Annotated in this window: 18 protein-coding genes; 6 read left to right on the forward strand and 12 right to left on the reverse strand. The window is 64.6% G+C overall.

Annotated elements, in window-relative coordinates; all coding sequences use genetic code 11:
• Nucleotides 1-169 precede the first annotated feature (169 nt).
• The 4 genes from L615_RS04310 to L615_RS04325 are packed head-to-tail and all read left to right on the forward strand — an operon-like array spanning nt 170 to nt 6,208.
• Nucleotides 170-2,512 carry an ATP-binding protein gene (locus L615_RS04310; protein WP_145724241.1) on the forward strand — a complete coding sequence of 781 codons (2,343 nt, stop codon included), beginning with the start codon at nt 170-172 and terminating at the stop codon, nt 2,510-2,512.
• Nucleotides 2,509-4,185, forward strand: a complete 1,677-nt coding sequence (locus L615_RS04315) for a DEAD/DEAH box helicase family protein (RefSeq protein WP_145724242.1) — start codon at nt 2,509-2,511, stop codon at nt 4,183-4,185. The genes L615_RS04310 and L615_RS04315 overlap by 4 nt, the downstream gene beginning before the upstream one ends.
• 29 nt (nt 4,186-4,214) lie before the next feature.
• Nucleotides 4,215-4,760, forward strand: a complete 546-nt coding sequence (locus L615_RS04320) for a hypothetical protein (protein ID WP_145724243.1) — start codon at nt 4,215-4,217, stop codon at nt 4,758-4,760.
• Nucleotides 4,757-6,208 (forward strand): sigma factor-like helix-turn-helix DNA-binding protein, encoded by a 1,452-nt coding sequence (locus tag L615_RS04325; RefSeq protein WP_186449725.1) that lies wholly within the window; start codon nt 4,757-4,759, stop codon nt 6,206-6,208. The genes L615_RS04320 and L615_RS04325 overlap by 4 nt, the downstream gene beginning before the upstream one ends.
• 427 nt (nt 6,209-6,635) lie before the next feature.
• On the opposite strand, the gene L615_RS23110 is transcribed toward L615_RS04325, so the two are convergent.
• The 11 genes from L615_RS23110 to L615_RS04375 form a co-directional block, all read right to left on the reverse strand.
• The gene (locus L615_RS23110; RefSeq protein WP_186449726.1) at nt 6,636-6,791 is read right to left on the reverse strand and encodes a hypothetical protein; all 156 of its coding nucleotides are present in this window, start codon (nt 6,789-6,791) and stop codon (nt 6,636-6,638) included.
• Between the two features lie 11 nt (nt 6,792-6,802).
• A complete protein-coding gene (locus tag L615_RS04330; RefSeq protein ID WP_145724245.1) occupies nt 6,803-7,831 on the reverse strand; it encodes a DUF4192 domain-containing protein in 1,029 nt (342 codons plus the stop codon).
• A 14-nt stretch (nt 7,832-7,845) separates the two neighbouring features.
• Complete coding sequence (locus L615_RS04335; RefSeq protein WP_145724246.1) at nt 7,846-8,235, reverse strand: single-stranded DNA-binding protein; 390 nt, start codon at nt 8,233-8,235, stop codon at nt 7,846-7,848.
• Between the two features lie 1,052 nt (nt 8,236-9,287).
• On the reverse strand, nt 9,288-9,890 hold the full coding sequence (locus L615_RS04340) for a CGNR zinc finger domain-containing protein (protein WP_261376552.1): 603 nt from the start codon (nt 9,888-9,890) through the stop codon (nt 9,288-9,290).
• A 188-nt stretch (nt 9,891-10,078) separates the two neighbouring features.
• On the reverse strand, nt 10,079-10,852 hold the full coding sequence (locus L615_RS04345; RefSeq protein WP_145724247.1) for an amino acid ABC transporter ATP-binding protein: 774 nt from the start codon (nt 10,850-10,852) through the stop codon (nt 10,079-10,081).
• Complete coding sequence (locus L615_RS04350; protein WP_145724248.1) at nt 10,849-11,802, reverse strand: amino acid ABC transporter permease; 954 nt, start codon at nt 11,800-11,802, stop codon at nt 10,849-10,851. The genes L615_RS04345 and L615_RS04350 overlap by 4 nt, the downstream gene beginning before the upstream one ends.
• Before the next feature lie 246 nt (nt 11,803-12,048).
• Entirely contained in the window at nt 12,049-12,939 is an 891-nt protein-coding gene (locus L615_RS04355; protein ID WP_145724249.1) for a transporter substrate-binding domain-containing protein, read from the reverse strand.
• A 518-nt stretch (nt 12,940-13,457) separates the two neighbouring features.
• Nucleotides 13,458-14,543 (reverse strand): Xaa-Pro peptidase family protein, encoded by a 1,086-nt coding sequence (locus tag L615_RS04360; protein ID WP_222430440.1) that lies wholly within the window; start codon nt 14,541-14,543, stop codon nt 13,458-13,460.
• Between the two features lie 214 nt (nt 14,544-14,757).
• A complete protein-coding gene (locus tag L615_RS04365; protein WP_222430441.1) occupies nt 14,758-15,939 on the reverse strand; it encodes an NAD(P)/FAD-dependent oxidoreductase in 1,182 nt (393 codons plus the stop codon).
• Nucleotides 15,936-16,127 (reverse strand): ferredoxin, encoded by a 192-nt coding sequence (locus tag L615_RS04370; protein ID WP_145724250.1) that lies wholly within the window; start codon nt 16,125-16,127, stop codon nt 15,936-15,938. Before L615_RS04370 ends, L615_RS04365 begins: the two co-directional genes overlap by 4 nt.
• An 84-nt stretch (nt 16,128-16,211) precedes the next feature.
• On the reverse strand, nt 16,212-17,537 hold the full coding sequence (locus L615_RS04375) for a cytochrome P450 (RefSeq protein WP_145724251.1): 1,326 nt from the start codon (nt 17,535-17,537) through the stop codon (nt 16,212-16,214).
• A 267-nt stretch (nt 17,538-17,804) separates the two neighbouring features.
• Here L615_RS04375 and L615_RS04380 point away from each other — a divergent pair, with 267 nt between their 5' ends.
• Entirely contained in the window at nt 17,805-18,590 is a 786-nt protein-coding gene (locus L615_RS04380; protein ID WP_186449727.1) for a FadR/GntR family transcriptional regulator, read from the forward strand.
• 361 nt (nt 18,591-18,951) lie between these two features.
• On the opposite strand, the gene L615_RS04385 is transcribed toward L615_RS04380, so the two are convergent.
• Entirely contained in the window at nt 18,952-20,181 is a 1,230-nt protein-coding gene (locus L615_RS04385; RefSeq protein WP_145724253.1) for a CaiB/BaiF CoA-transferase family protein, read from the reverse strand.
• On the opposite strand from L615_RS04385, the gene L615_RS04390 reads away from it, so the two are divergent.
• Entirely contained in the window at nt 20,153-21,895 is a 1,743-nt protein-coding gene (locus tag L615_RS04390) for a PucR family transcriptional regulator ligand-binding domain-containing protein (protein WP_186449728.1), read from the forward strand. The genes L615_RS04385 and L615_RS04390 overlap by 29 nt on opposite strands.
• The last annotated feature ends 46 nt before the right edge of the window (nt 21,896-21,941 follow it).

Below are 21,941 nucleotides of genomic sequence, written 5' to 3' on the forward strand. Positions count from 1 at the left end.
CGGTGGTCGGACGGCTCCGGACGGACCGCAGAGCGGTACATCGGAGACGTCTCCGACAACGCCGAACGGTCCAGCGCGCTACGCGACGCATGGAACCGCGTCCACGCAGACAACCCACAGGCGCCGCCTGCGGCCCTGAGTCCCACGACCTGAAAGGGCCACCGCGCTCATGGACATCACCCCCTCCCCACGCATCCTTCGGATGCTCGGCGAGATCGAGTTCGACGAGTGGCAGTGCATCGCCGAACTCGTCGACAACGCCTTCGACGACTTCACCGACATCATCGAAGGCGGTCACTCCTGGCCTGGAGGCTACAAGGTCAGCGTGACCCTCCCCGGGCCCGGCGCGAGCCTCGCTGGGGCCGAAGTGGTCGTAAAGGACACGGGCCGGGGCATGACCCGGACCACGCTCGAGCAGGCGGTCAAAGCCGGATGGTCCAGCAACGACAGGTTCGACAAGCTGGGGCTGTTCGGCATGGGATTCAACGTGAGCACCGCTCGGCTCGGACGCCGCACGCGCGTCCTCACGACTCGCGAAGGCGACCCGGAGTGGATCGGTGTCGAAATCGACCTCGACAAGCTCGGCCCCGACTTCGAGGCACCAGACATCAACGAACCCAAGGACGACCCGAGCGAGCACGGCACCAAGATCATCGTCAGCAATCTGCATCTCGCTCGAGCCGAATGGCTCCAACGCAACGCCGAGAACCTCCGCACGACCCTGGGGCGGGTATACGGCTGGCTCCTGGACAACAAGCCGTACGAGCTATGGGTCCAGGGGACCAAGGTCAAGCCTCGAAAGCTATGCCGCTGGGGCGACGACCGATTCATCATCTACGGCAACGGGGCGAGCGCCGAGAAAATCCCGGCGTACATCGAGATCGACCAGACCTTCCAGCCCGCAGACGCCTGCGAGATATGTGGCAACTGGCAGAACCTCGGCAAGGACATCTGCGACCAGTGCGGCAGTTCCGAACTCCGTCAGCGCGAACGGCGCCTGCACGGCTGGCTCGGAGTGCAACGACACCTCGACAAGCGCGAGTTCGGGATCGACTTCTTGCGCAACGGACGCAAGATCCTGCAGTACGACAAGCGGCTGTTCAACTGGACCAATCCGAACGACCCGACCGCTGGCGTGGACGTCGAGTACCCGATCGAGCTGGTCAACCAGGGGGGACGGCTGATCGGTGAGATCCACCTCGACTACGTCCCAGTTCACTACGACAAGACCGCCTTCGAGTACAGCGACCGCGCTTGGAAGGCAGCTGTCGACTACCTGCGCGGCGAGGCCCCGCTTCAGCCCGAGAAGGCCAAGGCAGCCGGATACCCGGAGAACAACTCCCCCCTTGCCCGGCTCCACAAGGGATATCGGAGGAACGCCGCCGGGCGCAGGTGTCTGGTCCCCGGCGACGGTAACCGGCCGCTGCACGAGGAGACTCGACAGTGGGCGCGCAAGTTCTGGGCTGGCGATCCGGACTACCAAACAGACGAGAAGTGGTGGGCACAGGTCCTCATCCACGAAGAGCGTGTCGAGACCGCCAAGTTGGCGAAAGCGACCGGCGACTCCAAGGACCAGGCCGACGAAGATGCGGTGATCGCCGCGCTCGGAGGAGAGGGCTCCACTCCCACCGACGAACCCTCGACGACGGAGGAAACCACACCCGAACCCGAACGCACCGCGCCGGCAAAGCCGGAAACGGTCCAGGAGCGGCTCGCCCGATACGTGGATTCCAGCGAGATCATGCCGGAACTGAGTCGCACATTCGGACTACCCGACCTGGGACAGCTTCAGGTCGAGACGCGCACGCTCCATGAACACATCGAGGACGCCGACAACCACCCGACACCGATCTGGCTCGCGCTCGGGCCAGGAGGCACCGCCACCGCCCTCATCGACCTGACGCACGAAGCGTTCACCAAGCTCGGCCTCGAGCCCGCCGAACTGCTGGTGGCCGAAGTGAGTGCGGCACTCAAGGTCAAGGCGGACAGTCACCTGACCCACTCGCAGATCGCAGCACGGCTGCGCGCAAGCTGCTTGCCGGACACAGCCGTGGACCCCGCCGTCATCCGCGCGCAGGCCGCCGAACTACTGGCCGACATCAGACAGCGCATGGCAGACAACGTGAACTCGGATACTCAGCGGGCGTTGAGCTACCTCGACCCCGACGAGCAGACGCAGACCGAGAACGCTCTGATCGCCGACGGGGGCGACACACTCACCGCGTCGCTGGTAGGAAGCGGCCGGTTCCTGCTCCACGCCCCTCCGCTCTACCTGGTGAAACTGCTGGAGAACTGGCCGGAACCCTTCATGGAGGGCAACGTCTTCGCAGGTCCCTACACCTCCTTGACGTCGCCCTCTTCGAGGCGACTCAGCCTCGCACGCGTGGTGGGATACCTCAACGACGTCGCCACACTCCTCACCTTCCAGGCATCGCCGAGCGTCAGCCAGCTTCGCCGGACGCGGTTGAGCCTCCAACTCCTCCAGCAAGAACTCGCTCCGGAGGAGCAGTGAGCGGGTTCCTTGCCCCTCGCGCGCTCCTCGCGGGCGGCCCACGAGGACTCACCCTCGCAACCGAGCGGACGCTTTGGCACCTGGGGTTCACGGACGTCCGAATCATCGACGGCGCAGGCGACGAGGGAGCGGACATCCTGGCGGTCCGGGACCGTGAGCAGTGGGTGTTGCAGTGCAAGTTCTCGAGCAGAGGCGCCGTGGACCGCACGGGCGTCGACGACGCCGAGCGGGCCCGGTCGCGCTACGGAGCGGACCATGCCGTCGTCGTCACCAACACGAGCCTCAACGCCACCGCCGAGGCACGTCGCAAGGCCCTCGGCGGGATCGGCATAAAGGTCGACGCCTGGGCTGGCCCGACCCTTGAGGCTATCTACGCGAAGATGCCCGCACGCGTCCTGTCTAAGTACGAGCTGCGCCCCTACCAGCTTGAAGCGGCCGAACGGATTCAAGCGGACCTCGAGGACACAAACCGAGCCCTGCTCGTCTTGGCGACCGGACTCGGTAAGACGGTGGTCGGTGGCGAGGTCATACGGCGTCACCTCGAGAGCCACCCAGACGCCAGGATCCTGGTCGTCGCCCACATGAAGGAACTCGTCGAGCAGCTCGAGAAGGCTCTATGGCGTCACCTGGACAAGTCAGTGCCAACCCAGGTCCTCACCGGCGACACCAGACCCACTTCCTTTGAAGGCGTCACCGTGGCGACAATCGATTCAGTGCTTGGCCTTGTCAGAACGGGCTGGCGTCCATCGCTGATCATGATTGACGAGACCCACCACGTCGGAGAGACGGGCATGTTTGCCCAGCTCCTCGACGAGTGTCAGGACGCCCGCCAGTTCGGGGTGACGGCTACGCCATGGCGAGGTGACAAGTTCGACATCACGTCCAGATTCGGGCAACCCTCGTACAGCCTCGGCATTGCCGAAGGCATGGCGGACGGGTATCTCGCCCAAGTGGACTACCGCATGTACGTGGACAACCTCGACTGGGACTTCGTCCGCCACGCCAGCGAGCACGGCTACTCCATCAAGGAACTCAACAAGGCTCTCTTCCTGCCGCAACGCGACGAGGAGATCGTCGACGAGTTCAGGCAGGCCTGGCGGGAGATCCGCGACCCGCGGGCCATCGTCTTCTGCCAGACAATCGAGCACGCGGAGCGTATGGCTACTCTGCTCGCTGGCGCGGATCAGAGCTGGCGCAGAGCCTCGTACCTGCACAGCGGGCTCAGCAGACAGCAACGTCAGATCCTGCTCAATGCCTTCCGACTCGGCCGGGTTCCCATCATCACGTGCGTCGACGTTTTCAACGAAGGAGTCGACGTACCCGACGTCAACCTCATCGCCTTCCTCCGTGTTACCCACAGCCGACGAATCTTCGTCCAGCAGCTCGGCCGCGGCCTCCGACTGCGCGAGGGCAAGGAGAGTCTGAAGGTGCTCGACTTTGTCACCGACGTGCGGCGCGTCGCCGCCGGCCTGGACCTCAAGCGAACCCTTGCGGCGATCCGGGGCGGAGACATCGAGGAACTCTCCCTCCCGCTCTCCGGTGGCTCGCAGATCACGTTCAACGACGAGACCGCCGGCACGCTCCTCGACTACTGGATCCGCGACGCCGCCGACCTTGAAACAGCGGCGGATGAGGTACGCCTCCAATTCCCAACAGCGATCGGTCTCGAATGATGCGTATTCCCCGTGAAGTAGAGACGAAGGTGGTCACGCGCCTCTACGCCGACGCAAAGAAGCTCGACTGGGCGAGCCTGACGCCGCAGGAGCATTCGGCCCAGTACGCCAAGTGGGTGGATGACCCTGAGGTCGGCGGCCGCCTACGGGAGTACCTCTCTGACGGCGACACGCGCGTTTGGATCAAGGACGGGCCCATGAAGGAATGGAGTCGGTCCCTCAGTGGTGTCGGCAAGTACGCGCGGCTGGTCGACGGTGCCCAGAACGTGCCAGTAGCCCTGGTACGTAAGGCGCTGGGCTCAGATTGGGAACTGGACCCCGAGACCATCCGCTCCAAGCCACTCCGCCTAACCGCCCGCAAAGGGGAGGAGGAAACCGTCCTGACCTGGGCTCAAGCCCGCGACCTCAAGCACCTGTGCTGGGCCGCCCTGACAGCGAGTGCCGAGGGCGATCATCGGCCGTGGGTGATCTGTGTGATCGAGACCTTCACCAGACCCACTCCAGCCAACGAGAAGAAGGCGCACCTTCGACTCGCCGAGCGATGCAACCTCCGGCTCGTGCACGTTTCACTATGAGCGACGACCATCCCGCCGAACCCGACTGGGTCACCATGTTCCCGCCTCGAGCGCCGGATGAGTCGGCCCAGGATGAGCACAGACGCGCTGGTGAGCCCAGAGCTGGCGGCGCCGAGACGGTCGATGACCAAGGCTACCTCGGGCCTCGTGGGTGGCTGGATGACGCCTGGGCGACTCTCCCGGAACGCAGCCGTGACATCCTGCGCCGGCGCCTCGCTGGGGAGACACTATATGAGATCGGACTGGCTCTGGAGCTCACCCGCGAACGCGTCCGGCAGGTACAGAAGACCTCTGAAAGCGCGCTCGTGAGCGCGATGGAACAACAGGCCCCGCAGCTCATGTCCGCCTTGCACACGGAGCTCGGCGACTCCCCGGCCGTGGCGGACCGTCGCATCGCGACGCTTGTGGACGCTCGCTCCGCGACCGCGCTGGGGTGTCTGCTCAAGACCCTGGGTGTCAGCCATCCCCACACCTGGGCCGAGGCGCTCTCCGAGTACTGGACCTTTCGGCCGAACGGACTGCGACAACAACTGGGACGCATGGTCGAGCTCGCACCCCTGACCCACGAGGAAGCTGATCAAGCCGCCGCCGAGCTTGGCCTCCCCGAGGATCTCGATTGGCGAAGTGTTCTCGCGCAGAGCAACAGGAAACTGGCCGCCCACAATCTGGGTTGGATTCGTCCCGCGCGAGTCACCCGGGACGTGGCGTATCTCTGGCTCAAGCTTGAAGGCGAACCACGACCTGCGGATGAGATCGCAGCACAGGCAGGATGCAGCGAACATGCCGCGCGGGAGAACATGCGACGAGACCCTGCCTTCTCACAAGTTCGACCAGAGGGCACTTGGGCGCTCTCCGATTGGCGCGTCCCCGGCGCAGAGAACCGCTATAGCTCCGCCGTTGACGCCCTGGTTGAGGTTCTCCGAGATCTCGGGCCGCTGCCCGTCGACCAACTCCGCGTTGAGACACAGCGCCGTTACCCCGTCAGTGATTGGCGCGTGAACCAGTGCCTGTCGAGCAACCTCATCGGGCTTAACCCCGCCGGCCTGTATGACCTGGCCGAACGGGGCGCTGTCCCCGTCGAGGACACGGAACCCAAGCAGCCTCCGACCATTAAGACCAGCGGAGACGTGGTGGGCATCGAACTCGTAGTCGACCGCGAGATCCTTCGCGGCAGCGGCATACCCGTGAATCGCTGGCTCACTTGGCATCTGGGCCTCAGAACCGCGCCGTCGACAAGGTACTTTACCTTCCCCGAGGGCCACGGCGAGGTGCGCGTCACGCGGATGACGAGCAATGCCCAGGTTTCCAGCTTGCGCGCGGTCGCCGCCAAGTTCGGTCTCGTCGAGGGCTGCAAGTTCGCGCTCCTGCTCAACACGAGCACGGACACCGCCAGCGTCCGCCACATCTGCCCGCAGGACGCGTGCCGCGCGCGTACCGCGACGCACTGATCCGCAGCGCCGTAGCGCGCGCATACCCCGAAGAGCTGGCCGCATCCTGCGCACCCCGCCGTCGACCGCAGCTAAGCCGCACAGATCCCGTCGCACGCCGCAGTAACGGGTCAAGTGCCGCCAGCGACCGTACTCGAACGCCGTATCTGCCTCGACCTTGACGACCAACCTCGGAGCCACCAGAGTGATCGCCGGTCAGCACCTCGCGACCGGGAATACGCCGCCATCCGCTCGCCGCCGAGCAACCGGCTCGCGGCTGAACCGCCCCAGCTAGCGGGTGCTGAGCTCGAGCGGCCACGGGTGGTCATCGGCGCCGACGAGCAGCGCGGCAAGCTCGGCCGACTCTCTCAAGCTGAGCGGATGGGTCGCACCGGGCAACGCGGGCCACCCTGTCGACGTCGACGTCGGCGCGCGGGGTGCGGGGTGCTCATTCTTGGTCTCCCCACAGCAGGTCGAGGTCGGGTTCGTGAATGACGTCCAGGCGCTTGTCGGCGGCGTAGGCCGCGGGCTCGGGCACGACCAGGCGTCGCAGCTCTCGCTCGGTGGCGCTGTCCTGCACCGGGGTGTCGTCGTCGGGGTTCATCGCAGTCCTCCTCAGCGGCCCGGGGCCGGGCGGTCGGTGACGGGCTGCGTGCCCGGGATGTCGCGCTGCTGGCCGGGTGGCTTGGGGACGAACGACTCGTCCAGGTCGGCGGCGATTTCGCGCATCTGGGTCTGGTATCGCTCCCACTCGCGGGGGTGGATGCCGTTCTGCAAGGCCGAGGCGACGATGGCGGCCATGGAGTAGGGCCGGTCGCCGGGCACCTGGTCCAGAGCGCACCAGGCCTTGGCGCCGTCGCCGTGCAGCCAGCTGGCGAAGCCGAGCATGGAGGCCGGCGCCGCGCGGACCTCGTCGGGTGCTCGGCGGGTGAGGTCGTTCCAGAGCGCCATGTGGGAGGTGCGATTCTCCCGGCTCATGTCCTCCCAGAGGGCGTCGCGGGTGCTGATCGTCTCCAGGGCCACGAGCATCCGTGCGCCGTCGAGGTCGGAGAGCCGGTTTCCGTCGGCGTGGAACTGCTCGACTCGGTCCAGTGCCCAGTCCCGCTCGAGGGCGGGCGTGCTGGCCTCGGCCACGGCTCGGGCCACTCGGATCAGCTGGGCGATCGGCTCACGGTCGCCGACCATCGAGGCAGCCAGGGACTCGCGGCTGGCGGCCGGCTGGGCGGCGCCGGTCAGTACGGTCGCGGCCGCGATCCGCTCGGCGGTCAACGGGGTCTGCAGCCCGGTCTGGCCGGTGTTGAACTCGCGCCAGCGCTCGCCGTTGGCCCACAGCCTGATGTGGGTGGTGATGCCGACGTCCTGGAGACGATTGGACAGGTGCTGGCTGGCCAGCTCGGCGCTGCGGCGGTCCTCGGTGATGCAGATGATGGCCAGGCGGGCACCGGGCCGGGCGTGGCGGCCGTACGGGCCGCTGAGTGCGTCCCAGACCTCCTCGCGATCGGCGGCAGTCCGGGGCAGGTCAACGCGGGTGATCGGCAGTCCGGGCCGGAAGGGCACCAGGACGATCGACTCCTCGGGCTTGAAGCCGAGGACGTGCGGCACCGCGGCGAGCAGCTCGTCCGGGGACTGAACGACGAGATCCATCGGAGCAAACCTCCTCAGCTGGCCTGGGCCGCGTGCGGGGCGCGGTCGATGCGCGCGGACACGTACTTGAGCGAGATGCCGACCTCGCCGAAGCGGTTGTCGACGACCACGACGTCCTCGGTGCGCTTCTCCCCGGTCTCCTTGTCCGGCCAGCTCTCGGTGCGCTCGAGGCCGTGGACGAAGATCGGGGCACCGGATCCGCAGCTGTCGTGCACGTGGGTGGCGGCCGAGCCGAAGATCTTGACGTAGTGGGCGGTGAGCTCGTCGCTGACCCACTCCCCCTGGTCGTTCTGGACCCGGCGGTTGACCAGGACGCGGCAGGTGACGAACGGCTTGCTCTCCCGGGCGTGGTACGGCTCCGGCGACTCGGCTAGGTTGCCGGCGAAGGTGACGGTGGTGGACATGGCTTCCTCCTGGGTGACTGCGCGACGCTGATGGGTCCCGCAGTCACCTAGGTGTCATCCGGGCCCGGCAGCGATCACATCGGCCGAAGTCGACTCCGCCGTTCGAGCCGGTCGGGCGCCTTGAGCGGCGCAAGCGGAGTCGAGCCGGCTGCCACGACGCAGCAGGCTTCCGGAAGTCAGGCCAAGTTTCCTACGACGCCCGCAGTAGTCGTTGGCACCGACCTGCTGATCGCGACTGACGCCCCGCGGAGGGCCAGATGATCGCTCGGAGCATGCAAGCAGCACCCGCCTCTAAGGCACCTCCAGCTGTCGCGACGCTCCGCGTCGTTCAGACATAACTCGGCGGTTCATACCTGAGTGTTGTAACCGCATTCAGCTGGCGTTCGAGTCCGTTGTGTCTACGATCTCAGCGAGCCGGCGCAACCGACGAGCTTCCCGCGCCGGCACCACATCCCCACACCACACCAGCGCCTCGCATAAGGCAAGATGCTCCTCTGCCAGCAATCGCCGAAGTGCCTCACCGGCTCGCGCCTCCGCTTCCGCAACGGCAAAGTCACGTTCTGCGATCGCGACCATCACCTCCTCCGCGAGAGCGACAATCCGCTTCTCCCTTTCTATGAGTTCGCGGCGGCGTCTTGAAGCAAACTCTCGTGCGGCCCGCCGTGCTCGTTGTCTAGCTGTCTGTTGCGACATGCTGTGCCTCCCAATGAGTGCCAGTTCTTGCATTCACCTATGGCGAGGACAGCACCCCTGGCGATCACCATTCACCCGACCGCGCACACAGGGTTTGCTGGCGACCTGAGTTCGTCCCGCTGCACCAAGGTGCGGCGGGGTACGCCCGGGGCAAGCTTGGAATCACCAGGGTCTAGGTGAGCCGACGAGCCTGGGTTGCCTAGCCGTCTCATTGCGAATGGCCTGAGCAAGGGCCGTGCACGCTTACGAGCGCTTGGCATCAAGCCCTGCAACTGGTAGTCCGCAGGAATTGCACCGCGGGGGCAAGTCGGGGGTACACGCCCTAGCTCGAGGTGGACATCGTCGCGACTTGACTCGGCTCACTGCCGATCCACTTTGGGCGACTTCGCGACCGCATGACCTTTCTTGCGTGCACGGTATACAGAGACCGCTGCGCGGTTGCCACAGCCGGTCGAGCAAAAGCGCTTCGATCTGTTTCGGGACAAGTCAAGGACGATACGGCAGCAGTTTGCCTGCTCACACGTGCTGAGGCGCGATTGCTCGTCTGCCCGGATCACGTCGATCATCGCCATCGCGGTCTCGACGAGCACCCTCGTAGCGAAGTCGCAGCTAGGGGCAACTGCGTGCACGTGCCAGCCCCATGGGTCATGCCGGACGAGCCGAGGTACAGCCCGAATCTCGGACAGCACATTGTTCACAATCGCGACAGCATCCTCGCCTCTGGCTGTGAGCAGAGCTCGCAGGGTCGGACGGACTGCCTGGACAGTCGAGAGTTCTTCTTGCTCGCCGTCGCGACGGTCCGTGTAGCCAAACTCGTCGTAGAACCTCTTGAGATGCTCCGTCGAAAGTAGCTCCTGGCTGCTCATGCTATTTGCGAGTGAGACGGCTGCTCGGAGCGCTCCGTCGGTGTGATGACTGAAGATCACATTCAGAAGTGCTTTCCACTCGGCCAAGGCGTGCACCCGCGGCTGTTCTACACCAGCGCCTGCCCTCTTTATCGTCGTCTACCCTCGTCCCACGTCCGTTGACCCACAGAGCCATGCTGCCGAGTTAAGACGACATCGGTGCGTGAGGTCGCCGACGGCGCAAGCCGACCGCGCTCCAGCCGTCCAATACCGCACTATCCGCGCGGCCAGCCAACCAGACTGGGCTAGCCAGCGATCTGCATCATCCCCAGGAACCGCTTCGTGCGCTCGTGGACCGGGTTCGCCATGACCTCCCGCGGCGCGCCTTCCTCGATGATGCTTCCCTGATCCATAACGATCAATCGGTCCCCAACATCATGGGCGAACTGCATTTCGTGCGTCACGACCATCATCGTCATCCCGTCGCTGGCGAGGTCCCTGATGACCTCCAAGACTTCGCCAACCAGTTCCGGATCCAGCGCCGACGTGGGCTCGTCGAACAGGATGACGCGAGGGTCTTGCGCCATAGCTCGCGCGATAGCCACCCGCTGCTGCTGACCGCCCGACAGTGTCCGCGGGTACGCACCGCTCTTCGCAGCCAGCCCCACTCGATCAAGAAGCGCCAACCCTCGCTTTTTGGCCACCTCGGGCGCGACTCCCCTACCCACGGTCAACCCGATGATCACGTTGTCGAGGACAGTCATGTGGGGAAAGAGGTTGAAACTCTGGAACACCATGGCCAGGTGCTGTCTCTGCTTCGCGGCACGGCTGGGGCTCAGTCGGTGCAGCTTTCCGCCCTGAGCTCGGTATCCGAGAAGTTCACCTTCGAGATAGACCCCGCCACTGTCGATGGTCTCGAGTTCGATGATCGACCTAAGCAGGGTGCTCTTGCCGGAGCCCGACGGCCCGATGAGGCAAAGCACCTCGCCCAGGTTCAACTCGAAGCTGACCTTGCGCAGGACCTCGAGATCCCCGAACGACTTGCAAACATCTACTGCGCGGATTACCGACTGCGTCATCGTCCGGCCTCCGTTCCGTTAGTCACTCGCCGCCGGCCGATCGAAGCGCGAATCGCACGAAGGGTCCTCGTGGTGTAGCTCGCGGACGTCGGGACCCGTGAACCCTTGGAGTAGTGCCGCTCAATATGACCCTGGATGTAGGTCATGATCGAGCTCACGACGAGATACCAGATGCTGACGGTGATCAGCAGCGGGATCGTCTGGTACGTCTGCACATAGATCAGCTGTGCCGAGTACAGGAGCTCAGGCATAGCGATCACGCTCACCAGGGTTGTGGTCTTGAGCATCCCGATGACCTGGTTACCGGTGGGCGGGATGATCACGCGCATGGCCTGCGGCAGAACGATCCGGCGCGTGGTCGAACGTCGGGAGAGTCCGATCGTGTGCGCGGCCTCGAGCTGACCGGGGTCGATCGAGAGGATGCCTGCTCGGACGATCTCCGCCATGTACGCGCCCTCGTTCAGGCTGAGCGCGAGCACGGCGCAGAAGAACGGGGTGATCAAGTCGTTGGTGTCAGCGTGATAGAGCTCGGGCCCGAACGGGATGCTGAAGGAGATCTCAGGAATGAGAAGCGAGAGGTTGAACCAAAAGATGATCTGCACGAGAAGCGGAGTGCCTCGGAAGAACCAGATGTAAAGAAGACTCACGCCCGAAAGAACAGGATTCGAGGACAGCCGCATCAACGCCATCAAGGCGCCCAGAACGACGCCGATCACCATCGCGATGACCGTTAACTGCAGAGTCCTGACAAGGCCCCACAGGATGTCTTCGTGGAACAGGTAGTGCCATACAACGTCCCACTCCATGTTCTCGTTCGTGACAAGCATCCGCACGATGGCGAAGAGAACGAGGAGGGCGAGACCGCCTCCGACGACGCGAAGGTATGGGATCTGGATCGTGCGAGGGAGGTCGTGAGTCGCCACTCCAGTTCCGGTCGCCGCGGTGCCCATGCCAGACGGACTCTGCCCGCCGGGCGCTCCAACCGCGTCAGATCTCTGTTGCGTGCCTTCGGGCGAAGCCGGGTTCGCGGTCTTTCGAGTGACCAATGATCTCATCCTTGCTGATTTCTGAGCTATGTCAGTTGCCACGAGAGTGCGAATAGTTCAGGTCGCCTGTACAGCGTTCGCTGGTGAAGTGAGCCGATCTGACCCGGCGGTGGGCGCCGCGGAATCCGTTGCGACCACCGCCGGGGGACGCTACCCCGTGATCAGTTCGGGCTCGTCCAGCATGCTGGCGGTCGAGTTGTACTTGGAGTAGATGTCCTCGTAGGTGCCATTCTCGACCAGGTCCTTCATCGCCTGGAGGACGACCGGGCCGAGCGGACTACCCTTCTCCAGGGCGATTCCGCCGTACGTGACGCCCCCCTGGAACGGCTGCTCAACAAACTTGTCGCCCGTCTTCTCCATCAGGTCGGGGACCGTCGAGCCGGACATCGAGACCGCGTCTACCCGCCCGCTCGTCGCTGCCAGGATCGCGGCGTCGTTGCCGGCGAACGTCTGGAGCGTGGCGGGCTCAAGGCCATTCGGCTCGCACTCGTTCTCGTTGATGTCCTCGACCGTGGTGCCATCGACCGAGCCCTTGACGACGCTGAAGCTGAGGCCGCACACGTCGGTGGCCTCCTCGATCGTGACATCAGAGTCGGCTTCGGTGACGAAGGCGGTGTAGTTCTTGTCGGTGCTGACGAAGTCGAAGATCTCCAGCCGATCGGGCGTAATGATGGCCGAGGCGTGCATGAGGTCCCACCGACCCGCCTGCAGACCGGGGATCATTGCGTCCCACGAAGACCCGTCGATCTTGAAGTCCAGACCCGAGTCCGCGCTGATGGCCCGGATGATGTCGGGATTCAGACCGACGATCTCGCCGTTGTCGACGAATCCGTACGGCGGATAGTCCTGCATGACGACAGCGCTCAGACTCTCGCCCTCTAGGTCGGCTGGCACGAGCGTTGCCGCTGCGCCGAGCGTGGCGTCGGAGCCAGGGCTGGACGAATCTCCCGAGGACGAGTCCTCAGAGTCGCCGCAGCCGGCGATCGCTGCGGCGAGCAGGACGGCACAGGCTGCGTGCACGGTGAGGTGAAGTCGGCGCATGTTCCGTATTCCTCCGATTGTGACGTTGTGATCGGGCCTTACCAACGCAATCCCTCTTGCCCCAGATGCAGTGACGCCGCGGGCGGACCCGGAAGACGTTGAACGACTGTGTACATGGCCTGCACCTGGGTCACCGGACTCGTCATGCAACGTGTCCGCCCGCGAGCAAAGAGATCTAAATCATGCCCAAAGATAAGACGTATGACCTCGTACTTGTCAATGAACTTCTGAAATCCTTCACCTAACCGTGACGACAGATCGCGATCGTGACGCGTGTGGCGACAGCACGAGCGGGACAGAGGTCGACACGTACGCTGGCGGCGCACCGGACAGTTTCGCCGTGCGTCCACGCGGACGCAGTTCGCGATCCTTGACCTCGCACGTCCAGCAGGATGGCAAGTGCAGTCCAAGGTGGGGGTGTGCGAGGTTTCGCGGATTGGCCCCGGAAGGACTGACGACTGCCGGTGGGCGGGGAGCTGTCTACCACGCCCAGCGCTCAGTCGCATGCAGCCCCGACCTCAGCATTGATACAGGGTTGGCGGCGTAGCGCTGAGCGTGCTGGCGCCGTTCGCGGTCACCACCACGTGCTGGCTCGTGCCAAAGAGATAGCCGCTCGGCCCCTCCAAGATGAAGGGCATGTGCAGCGTCATTCCACGACGAAGAACGTCATTGGCTCCCGGCTCGATGCTGATGTTGCCTCGCTCCAGCCAATTGATCCCCGTGTGGTAGCCGACTCGATGGCGAAGAGCGTCTGGGTAGTTCGAACTCGCAATGACGGCTCGACCGGCGGCGTCTACGTCGCCGGCAGTAACCCCAGGCCGGATGGCTGCCACACTTGCAGCCAGTGCGTCCTCGGCGACTGCATGAAGTTCTTCAGCCTCCTTGTGCCGACCAAGTACTGCGCCGCGGACGATTCCCGCGGCGTACCCGTGCTTGACGCCGCCGAGTTCCAGCATTGCCGGCTCATCCGTTCCGATGGGGTTGTCGGTCGGCGCGCCGTGCGCAAGTTTCGTCCGCTCCCCGAAGACCAGCGTGACGACCGGCTGCCAAATCTGTCCCCCACGATCCGCCACCCCGGCTTCGATTGCCTCCATCAACTCGTTCTCGGTTAGCCCCGGTCGCAGCGCGCTTCGGAAGATGTCTACCGCTAGGTCCGTCATTGCCATGGCGTCGCGCATGGTCTGCAGCTCGAGCTCGGTCTTGACCGCCGTCATCGTGGCGACGAGCCTGGTCGCGTCAACCACACGCATGTCGGGCATCTGCTCCTGCAAGACGAAGAGATCCGCCGGCGCCAAGTTCCAACAGCCCAATTCGAAACCGACGGTCTGGTTGTGCAGCCCGTGCCTACGCATTACCTCAGCTACCGTTGGAGCGAAGTCGCGAAGCTCCCTGTAGCCGTAGATCTCATCAACGCAGCTCTCCGTCGTCACTGCACCAACTTCGAACTCACGGACAACGAATGTCGGCGGTACTCCAGGCGCAAGGATGAACGGGAACGGTGCGAAGTAGCCCCCGCGCCCGTCATAGCCGGTCAAGTACTCCAGATGCCCATACGCAGTTACTACCAGTGCGTCAATTCCTGCCTGCGCCATCTCCTCGAGCACGCTCGCTTGGCGGCGCAGGKATTCATGTGCTGGAAACGGCGGGCCTACGATCGGAACCTGCGAGATGCGAGCGGTCGACACGGCAAACACCTTTCGTCTGAGGCAGGATCAACTTCTCTCGAGCACGCGTCAGCCAGAGCAGCGACGAAACCCGAGGTCGGCGGGGCGAGCTTCGGCTCTCTCGCCTAGAGGGGCGGCATCGCAGTAGGTCGGGTCACACAGCCGGGATCTGCGCTCGATTGCCAACAACCTCACGCTCGACGTGGATCTGCTTGGGCATGTTCCACGACAGCACGCCCGTGATGCGGTCATCGCTCACGTAGTGAGCGATGAAGCGCCCCTCCTCGGTGCTACCAGTGACGATCGTGGGTCGACTGCCGGTCGGGAACGTGCCGTACGCCTGGATGCGCGTGTCGTACTGATTTGTCCAGAAGTAGGGGACCGGCGCGAACGACCGGTCGCTCCCGAGCAAGTTCTCAGCGGCAGCAATCGCCTGCTCAGTTGCGTTGGTGCGATGCTCGACGCGCACGTGTGCGTTGAGGCCGTTGTGCCACCACCGAGCCACGTCACCAGCTGCGTAGACCCCGGGCGCGGCCTCGCACTTGTCGTTGCAGACAATTCCGTCGTCCAGGGTGAGCCCACTCCCGACGAGCCAATCGGTGACCGGAACGGCTCCGATTGACACCAGGACGAGGTCGGCAGGAAGCACGGTGCCGGTACTCAGCTCTACTCCGGTCACCGCGTTGTCGCCCACGAGTCGGTCGATACCGGTGTGGCACAGCACCTCGACGCCATGATCGCGGTGCAGTGTCGCGGCGAGGCTTCCCATCTCGGCTCCAAGTTGCCGCATCATCGGCGCGGGAAGCGGGTCGACGAGGGAGACGTGCAGTCCTGCTTGGGTTGCCGCGGCCGCGACCTCGCATCCCAGGAAGCCGGCGCCGACGACGACCAGTCGCCGGCCTCGCACGAATTGGGCACGGAGCGCTAGTGCGTCTTCGATCGTGCGGAGCACATGGACGCCACTCAGCTCGTGCCCGTTGGGCAGCTGGCGTGGTGTAACGCCCGTGGCCAGGATCAGGCCGTCAAACCCCAGGCGCTCGCCGTCCGAGAGCTCAATCTGACGGGAGTCGAGAAAGAGCGAGTTGGCGCGGACCCCAAGCCTGAGATCGAGACCGAGCTGTTCGAGGTCAGATCGGCCTCGGATGATCGCCCTATCTGCATCCCACTGCCCGGTGAGCACCTGCTTGGAGAGCGGCGGTCGGTCGTAGGGCAAGTGCAGTTCCTGCCCGACCAAGCTGATGGACCCGGCGAAACCTCGCCTCCGGAGTGTCTCGACGGCCGTGATGCCTGCGACCGACGCGCCAACGACGACGACCCGGTCCATCGCCGGCGTCACTCAGTGATCCGGATGGCCGCGGCAGGGCAAAGGATCGCGGCCTCGCGTGCCGGCTCGTGCAGCTCCTCGCTGGGAGACTGGTTGAGCAGGATGACAATCCCGTCGTCATCCTGATCGAACACCTGAGCGGCAGCCATAACGCACTGCCCGCCGCCCACGCACTTCTCCTCGTCAACTTCGATATGCATGATCTCGCCTTTCTCAGTTCGGGCGACCGCTAGCGCGGTCGAATGGAGATACCGAGCCGTTCTCGGTCTCGATGCAGCAGGCCTTTACCAACTGACCGGCACCCGCACCGGGCCGTGGATGTCGACCTCCTCGTTGGGCCAGGTGATGTCACCGGCCAGCTTCAACGTCGGAAAGCGTTCGGCGAGCCTACTGATGGCAATCTGGACTTCGAGGCGGACCAACTGCTGTCCCAAACACTGGTGCACCCCGTGTCCGAACGTGACGTGGTTGGTTGCTTTGCGCGTGAGGTCGAGCCGTCCACCATTTGCGAAGACGTGTTCATCTCGGTTGGCAACGGCCAGCGACAGCGCAAGTCGTTCGTAGGCCTTGACTGTCACGCCCGCCAACTCAACGTCCTCGAGGGCGGTGCGGGTCTCGGCCGCCTGCACAGCCGAGGTGTATCGGAGCAGCTCTTCGGTCGCAGCGGCGGGACCTACGGCCCCTGCTACGAGAAGGTCCCACTGTTCGCGGTCACGAAGAAGTGCAGCGATACTGCCGGCCAGCGTGTTCGAAGTTGTCAGAACAGCGGCCAGCGTCAAGAGCACTGCAGCAGAGACCAGCTCGACCTCGGTCATCTCGCCGTCCTGGACGAGTCGACTCAACAGGTCGTCGCCGGGCTCGGTCCGGCGGAGCTCAATGACCTTCGCGGTCAGTTCCCGGAGCTCGAGAAAGACGTTGACTACGTCCTCTTCGGTCGCACCGGCACGGTTGCGGTCGGAGCTCAGGAGCTCCAGGGCTGGACGCATCTCTTCAGGGACGCCGAGCATCTCGCAGCTCATCCGGAACGGGATCGGGAAAGCAAACAGTTCGACAATGTCGACCGGGCCGCCTCGACGTTCCATCTCATCGAGACACTCGTCGACGATCTCAGTGATCCGGTCGCGATGGGCAGTGACGCTACGAACGGTGAAGAAGCCGGTGAGGAGCCTACGCATTCGGGTGTGGTGCGGCGGGTCCATGTTGGAGAACGGCAGGATCCGCAGCGGCGAGTCGTGCAAGGCCCGCACCACGACCGGGTCCCAAGTGAGGTCGACCAGCCGGCTCTCGGCACGGAGGTCCTCTACCCTCTTGCGGGCGTCATCCGGGAAGGTGTCATCGGTGTCGATGGCCTGTGCAACCAGGGCGGCCTGGATCTCCGGCGGAGTGAGCGGATTCCCGGAAGCGCCGCGACTAAACCGCGGATCGCCCATGATCCTGCGGATCAGTTCATGACTCGTGACGATCCACCCGACATGACCGTCCAAGAACTGGAACGGCGCGACGGGGGCGTTGTCGCGCAGCCTCTCGAGCTCCTCCGGCGGAGCGAACGGACAGGTTCGTTCCATTCCCGGTCCGACCGGCCGGGCCGGATCGGTGATGCGCTCAGTCACGGACTATGCCTTCCTCTTGGAACCTGATCGTCAAGGCATCATACGTATGATGATAGGGTCTCGGCAACGGCTTCAGCTGCCTAGTAACGCAAATTTCGGGCCGCTAGTCCGGGTTCAAGCCGCCAACCGAGGCCGGCAGAAGTCAGGTTCGCCGTAGTCCTGTTCACGACGGGTCTGGGACGGCGCTCGCGTTCAGCGCCGCGCTTGATGACTCCGGGTCGAGTCAATTAACGCATGTATGATGAATTTGAACGAGGGAGATGGTCCATGCAAGCGACAACGACGTTGCCCGAGGTGTCTCCGGCTCTGGCCGACATCGCGGCCGGCGCCGCACAGCAAGGAGACTTGAAGAGCGAGCGGATCGCCGCAGCCTTCGAGCGGAAGATCCTAAGCGGCGAACTGGCGCCTGGCGCGAAGCTGCCGACCGAGACTGAACTGTGTGAATTGTTGAACGTCAGTCGCAGCGTCATCCGGGACGCCGTGCGACGGCTGGTGGCCCAGGGCCTGGTGAACGTGCGTCAGGGCCGCGGGACGACGGTCGCGGAGCCGAGCGGCGAGGCATACAGCAACGCGCTGCTCGTTCTGCTGGCTCGCTCTGCGTTGACGATGGGGGATGTGTTCGCCGCTCGAGCGGCGATCGAGACGAGCCTCGTCGCTATCGCCGCTCGCAACGGGACGCCAGAGGACTGGGAGCAGCTGGAGCGCACGTACGACGAGTTCGCTGACGCTATCGAACGCAACGACGACCTGGCGGCCGGCACTTGCCACGCCCGCTTCCACACTCTCCTCCTCGAATCGGCTCACATGCCCGCACTCACGTTGATGCTGCGACCGATGGCCGACCTGACGATCGTCAGCAGTGCGGCTTCGGTGCTGCGAACGATCTCGGGCGACTGGGAGCTCGAGGAACACCTGCCGATCCTGAACGCTCTGAAGGCCGGTGACGCGGAGGCTGCCACTAAGGCGATGGTGGCGCACTACGAGACGGCCTCAAATCCCGTTCAGTACAACGAGTTCATGGATCGGCTCTTCTCCGACGCCTACTTCAGCTGACAGCCTCGACGGCACCGCTACGCTCCGGATGGGCTGGCCGGACAGGCCCTGAGTACGTTCGCCTCGAAGTAGGCAGACGGAACCTACAGCATGAGACGCAGGACTCCCCTGCTGCCGGGAACGCCGCCTCATTCCGCTCGCTCCTTGGAGCTGAGCGGCGTCACCCCGAGGCTGATGAGCAGATCCGCAGCGACTGCCGCCGGGACCGTCGGGTTCAGGTCAACGGCTGCCTGGAGGCGCGGAGCCGTCCAGCCCATAGCGCGAGCAATGTCAGCGATACTCGCGTCGCGCTCATCCGTCACAGCCTGGACGATGTCCGCGAAGGAAACCGTGGACCGCTCAACTCGACCAGTTGTCACGGTCACGGTGCGTCCGTCAGGCGGCCAGCCGACTCAGGACGGCGAGCCTCAGTCCTTGCTGCAGCGCAACTGCGATCGTCCTCCCCCTTGAGCCAGCGCCAGACTTCTTCAGTGTGCGCGCCAAGAGCTGGCGGTGCGATGTGCTGGCCACGGGCTCCAGCTCCGTCGTGTCCATCGAAGCGGATGGCCGGTCCAGGAAGACTGATCGGGCCCAGCGTCGGGTGCTGCACGTCGATGACGAGCCCCTGAGAGTGCACCTGTTCCCAGTCATAGACCTCCGAGAGAGACCGCACGCGCCCCGCCGGGACACCGATCCGGTCCATCTCGGCAAGGACCGCGTCCGCCGACATCCGAGAGAACGCCAGATTGACAGCCTCGGTCAGCAACTCGCGATTTCCTACTCGCGCGGGGTTGTCGGCAAAGTCTGGGGAGTCAGGATCGACGCCGATGAACTCAGCGAAGTTTCGCCATTGCGATTGCGAACCGACCGCAACTTGCACCAACGAATCTGCGGCTCTGAACAAGCCGTAGGGGGAGATCGACGGATGGTGGTTGCCGATCCGGCCAGGCTCCTCCCCCGCGACGGTCCACCGCGTCCCCTGAAAGGCATGAACGCCGACGATGCTGGAAAGCAGACTGACGCGCACCACCTTCCCCCGGTTGGTGTTGACGCGTTCGTAGAGCGCGCCGAGAGTTCCGACGGTCGCGTTCAGGCCAGCTAGAAGGTCAGCGATCGGTACGCCCGCTTTGGTCGGTTCACCATGCTCGTCGCCGGTGATGCTCATCAGGCCGGCTTCGCCCTGCAGGATTTGGTCGTATCCCGGCCGGTGGCCCTCAGGACCATCGTGGCCGAATCCGGTAATGCTCGTGATGACCAGCCGAGGGTTGAGCTCGTGCAGACGCTCGACTGAGAATCCGAGCCGATCCAGCACCCCGGTGCGGAAGTTCTCAAGCAACACATCGGCGCGACAGACCAGGTGCTCGAAGAGCTCGCGTCCAGCGTCGGTTTTCAGGTCGCCGACCACCGACTCTTTGTTGCGGTTGCACGAGAGGAAGTACGTGGAGACAGGATCACCTTCTGAGCCAACAAACGGAGGCCCCCACCCGCGGGTGTCATCCCCCTGAGGCGGCTCGAACTTGATGACACGCGCCCCAAGGTCGGCAAGCATCATCCCGGCGTGGGGCCCTGCCAGCGCTCGCGTCATGTCGATCACGATCAGGTCCGACAGCATTAAGAGTGCCTCCTCAGCGATTCCGGGTCGCCTAACCCTCGCGGCCGCGTATCCTTTCCAGGACCGACAATTCGTCGGTCATCACACCTATGTCCGACCTTCCGTCGGGCGGCACGAGAGTTGGTTGCCGGTGCTCCCATCGGTCCGCGACGTTCTTCGGACGCCGCTCTTGACAGCTGCGCAGCCCGAGGTGCACGCGCGGGACGAGCAACTCGATCGACCAGTCCGCTGGCTCCATCCCGCCGAGGTGGAGGACATCGCGCACCTACTACGTGGCGACGAGATTGTGCTAACGACCGGCATGTTCCTGTCCGACGAGCCAACAGCGGTCAGGGCCTACGCCGAATCGCTGGCGGCCGCGGGGGTCGCCGGCTTGTTTCTAGAACTCGGGCGACGCTGGGCGCAGGCACCCGAGGTCCTTATCGACGCGTGTCGCGACGTGGACCTGACCTTCGTCGTGCTGCATCGTGAAGTGAGATTCGCCGCGGTGGTCGAAGAGGTGGGCGCGCAGATTCACGAGGCGGAGGTTGAGGACCTGCGCGCTAGTGAGCGCATGCATGAGACGTTCACCCGCCTAGACGTCGACGCAGCTGGGCCCGAGGAGATTTTGGCCGCTGTGGTCAGGCTCTCGGGTCTCCCGGTCGTACTTGAGTCGCGGAGAAACCAGGTGATCGGGTACGACGCGGCCGAACGCCCAGCCACGGACCTTCTCGCCGACTGGACGCGCCGCTCCCGGGGTGTGGTGGTCTCGGGACGTACCGGCTACGACGCTCGCTCTGGGTGGCTCACCACGATCGTGGGCTCCCGGGGCGACGACTGGGGCCGACTCGTCCTACTGACCGATCACGTGCCTCGGCGCCGCGACTACTCCCTGATCGAGCGCGCCGCGGCGGCTCTTACGTTGCATCAGATGCGGGCCCGGGCCCGGGACAGCGTCGAACGCAACACTCACACTGCTTTGCTCGCAGAGCTACGCGCTCGACGAGTCACGGCTGAGGTCATCTCGCGACTCGAGGCTGCTAGCTTGCCGACCCGGGGACGTCACTTCGTGGCCGTGGCTCTTCGTCAGCGAACACCTAGCTCGGACCGGCCGTGGTCTCTGGCCGATCTTGCTTCACTCGTCGCCGCCACTGCGCGGGCGCTGCGCCTTCCGACTCTGGTTGCCGTCGACACAGATCACGTGATCACGTTCGTCAGCTTCCCTGCGCAGCAGACGCTCGAGGCGATGATGGGCCGTCTGACCAGGGAGCTCCGCAAGTCCGCGGGGCTCACCATCGCTTGCGGAGAAGTCGTCGGCCAGGTCTCGGAGGCTCACGAGACGCTGACGGACGCCCSCAACATCCTCGCGGCCGCCGACTCGGCAGACGAACGGCCCTGGATCACGCTTGAAGATGTTCATCTGCGTGGACTGCTCCATCTCCTTCGCGACGACGACCGCCTACTCGCGTTCATGCACCGTGAGCTTGGCCCTCTTCTCAGGTACGACCAGCAGAAGGGCACGTCGCTGGTTCAGTTGCTAACAACGCTTCTCGAGACGCCAGGAGGCAAGACCATGGCCGCGAAGGAGTTGCTGTTGTCGCGGCCGGTGCTCTACGAACGCATCGCCAGGATCGAGTCAATTCTCGGAGTCGACCTGGACGATCCCCGGATCCGCACTTCTCTTCACGTCGCCGTAGTGGCCCTGCAACTAAACGGCGACGATACGACGGCATAGCGGGCCTGAACCGACATACCGTCTGGTCCGAGCGTGCCTCGTCTCA

Source organism: Nocardioides sp. J9, assembly GCF_007829375.1.
Lineage (GTDB): Bacteria > Actinomycetota > Actinomycetes > Propionibacteriales > Nocardioidaceae > Nocardioides.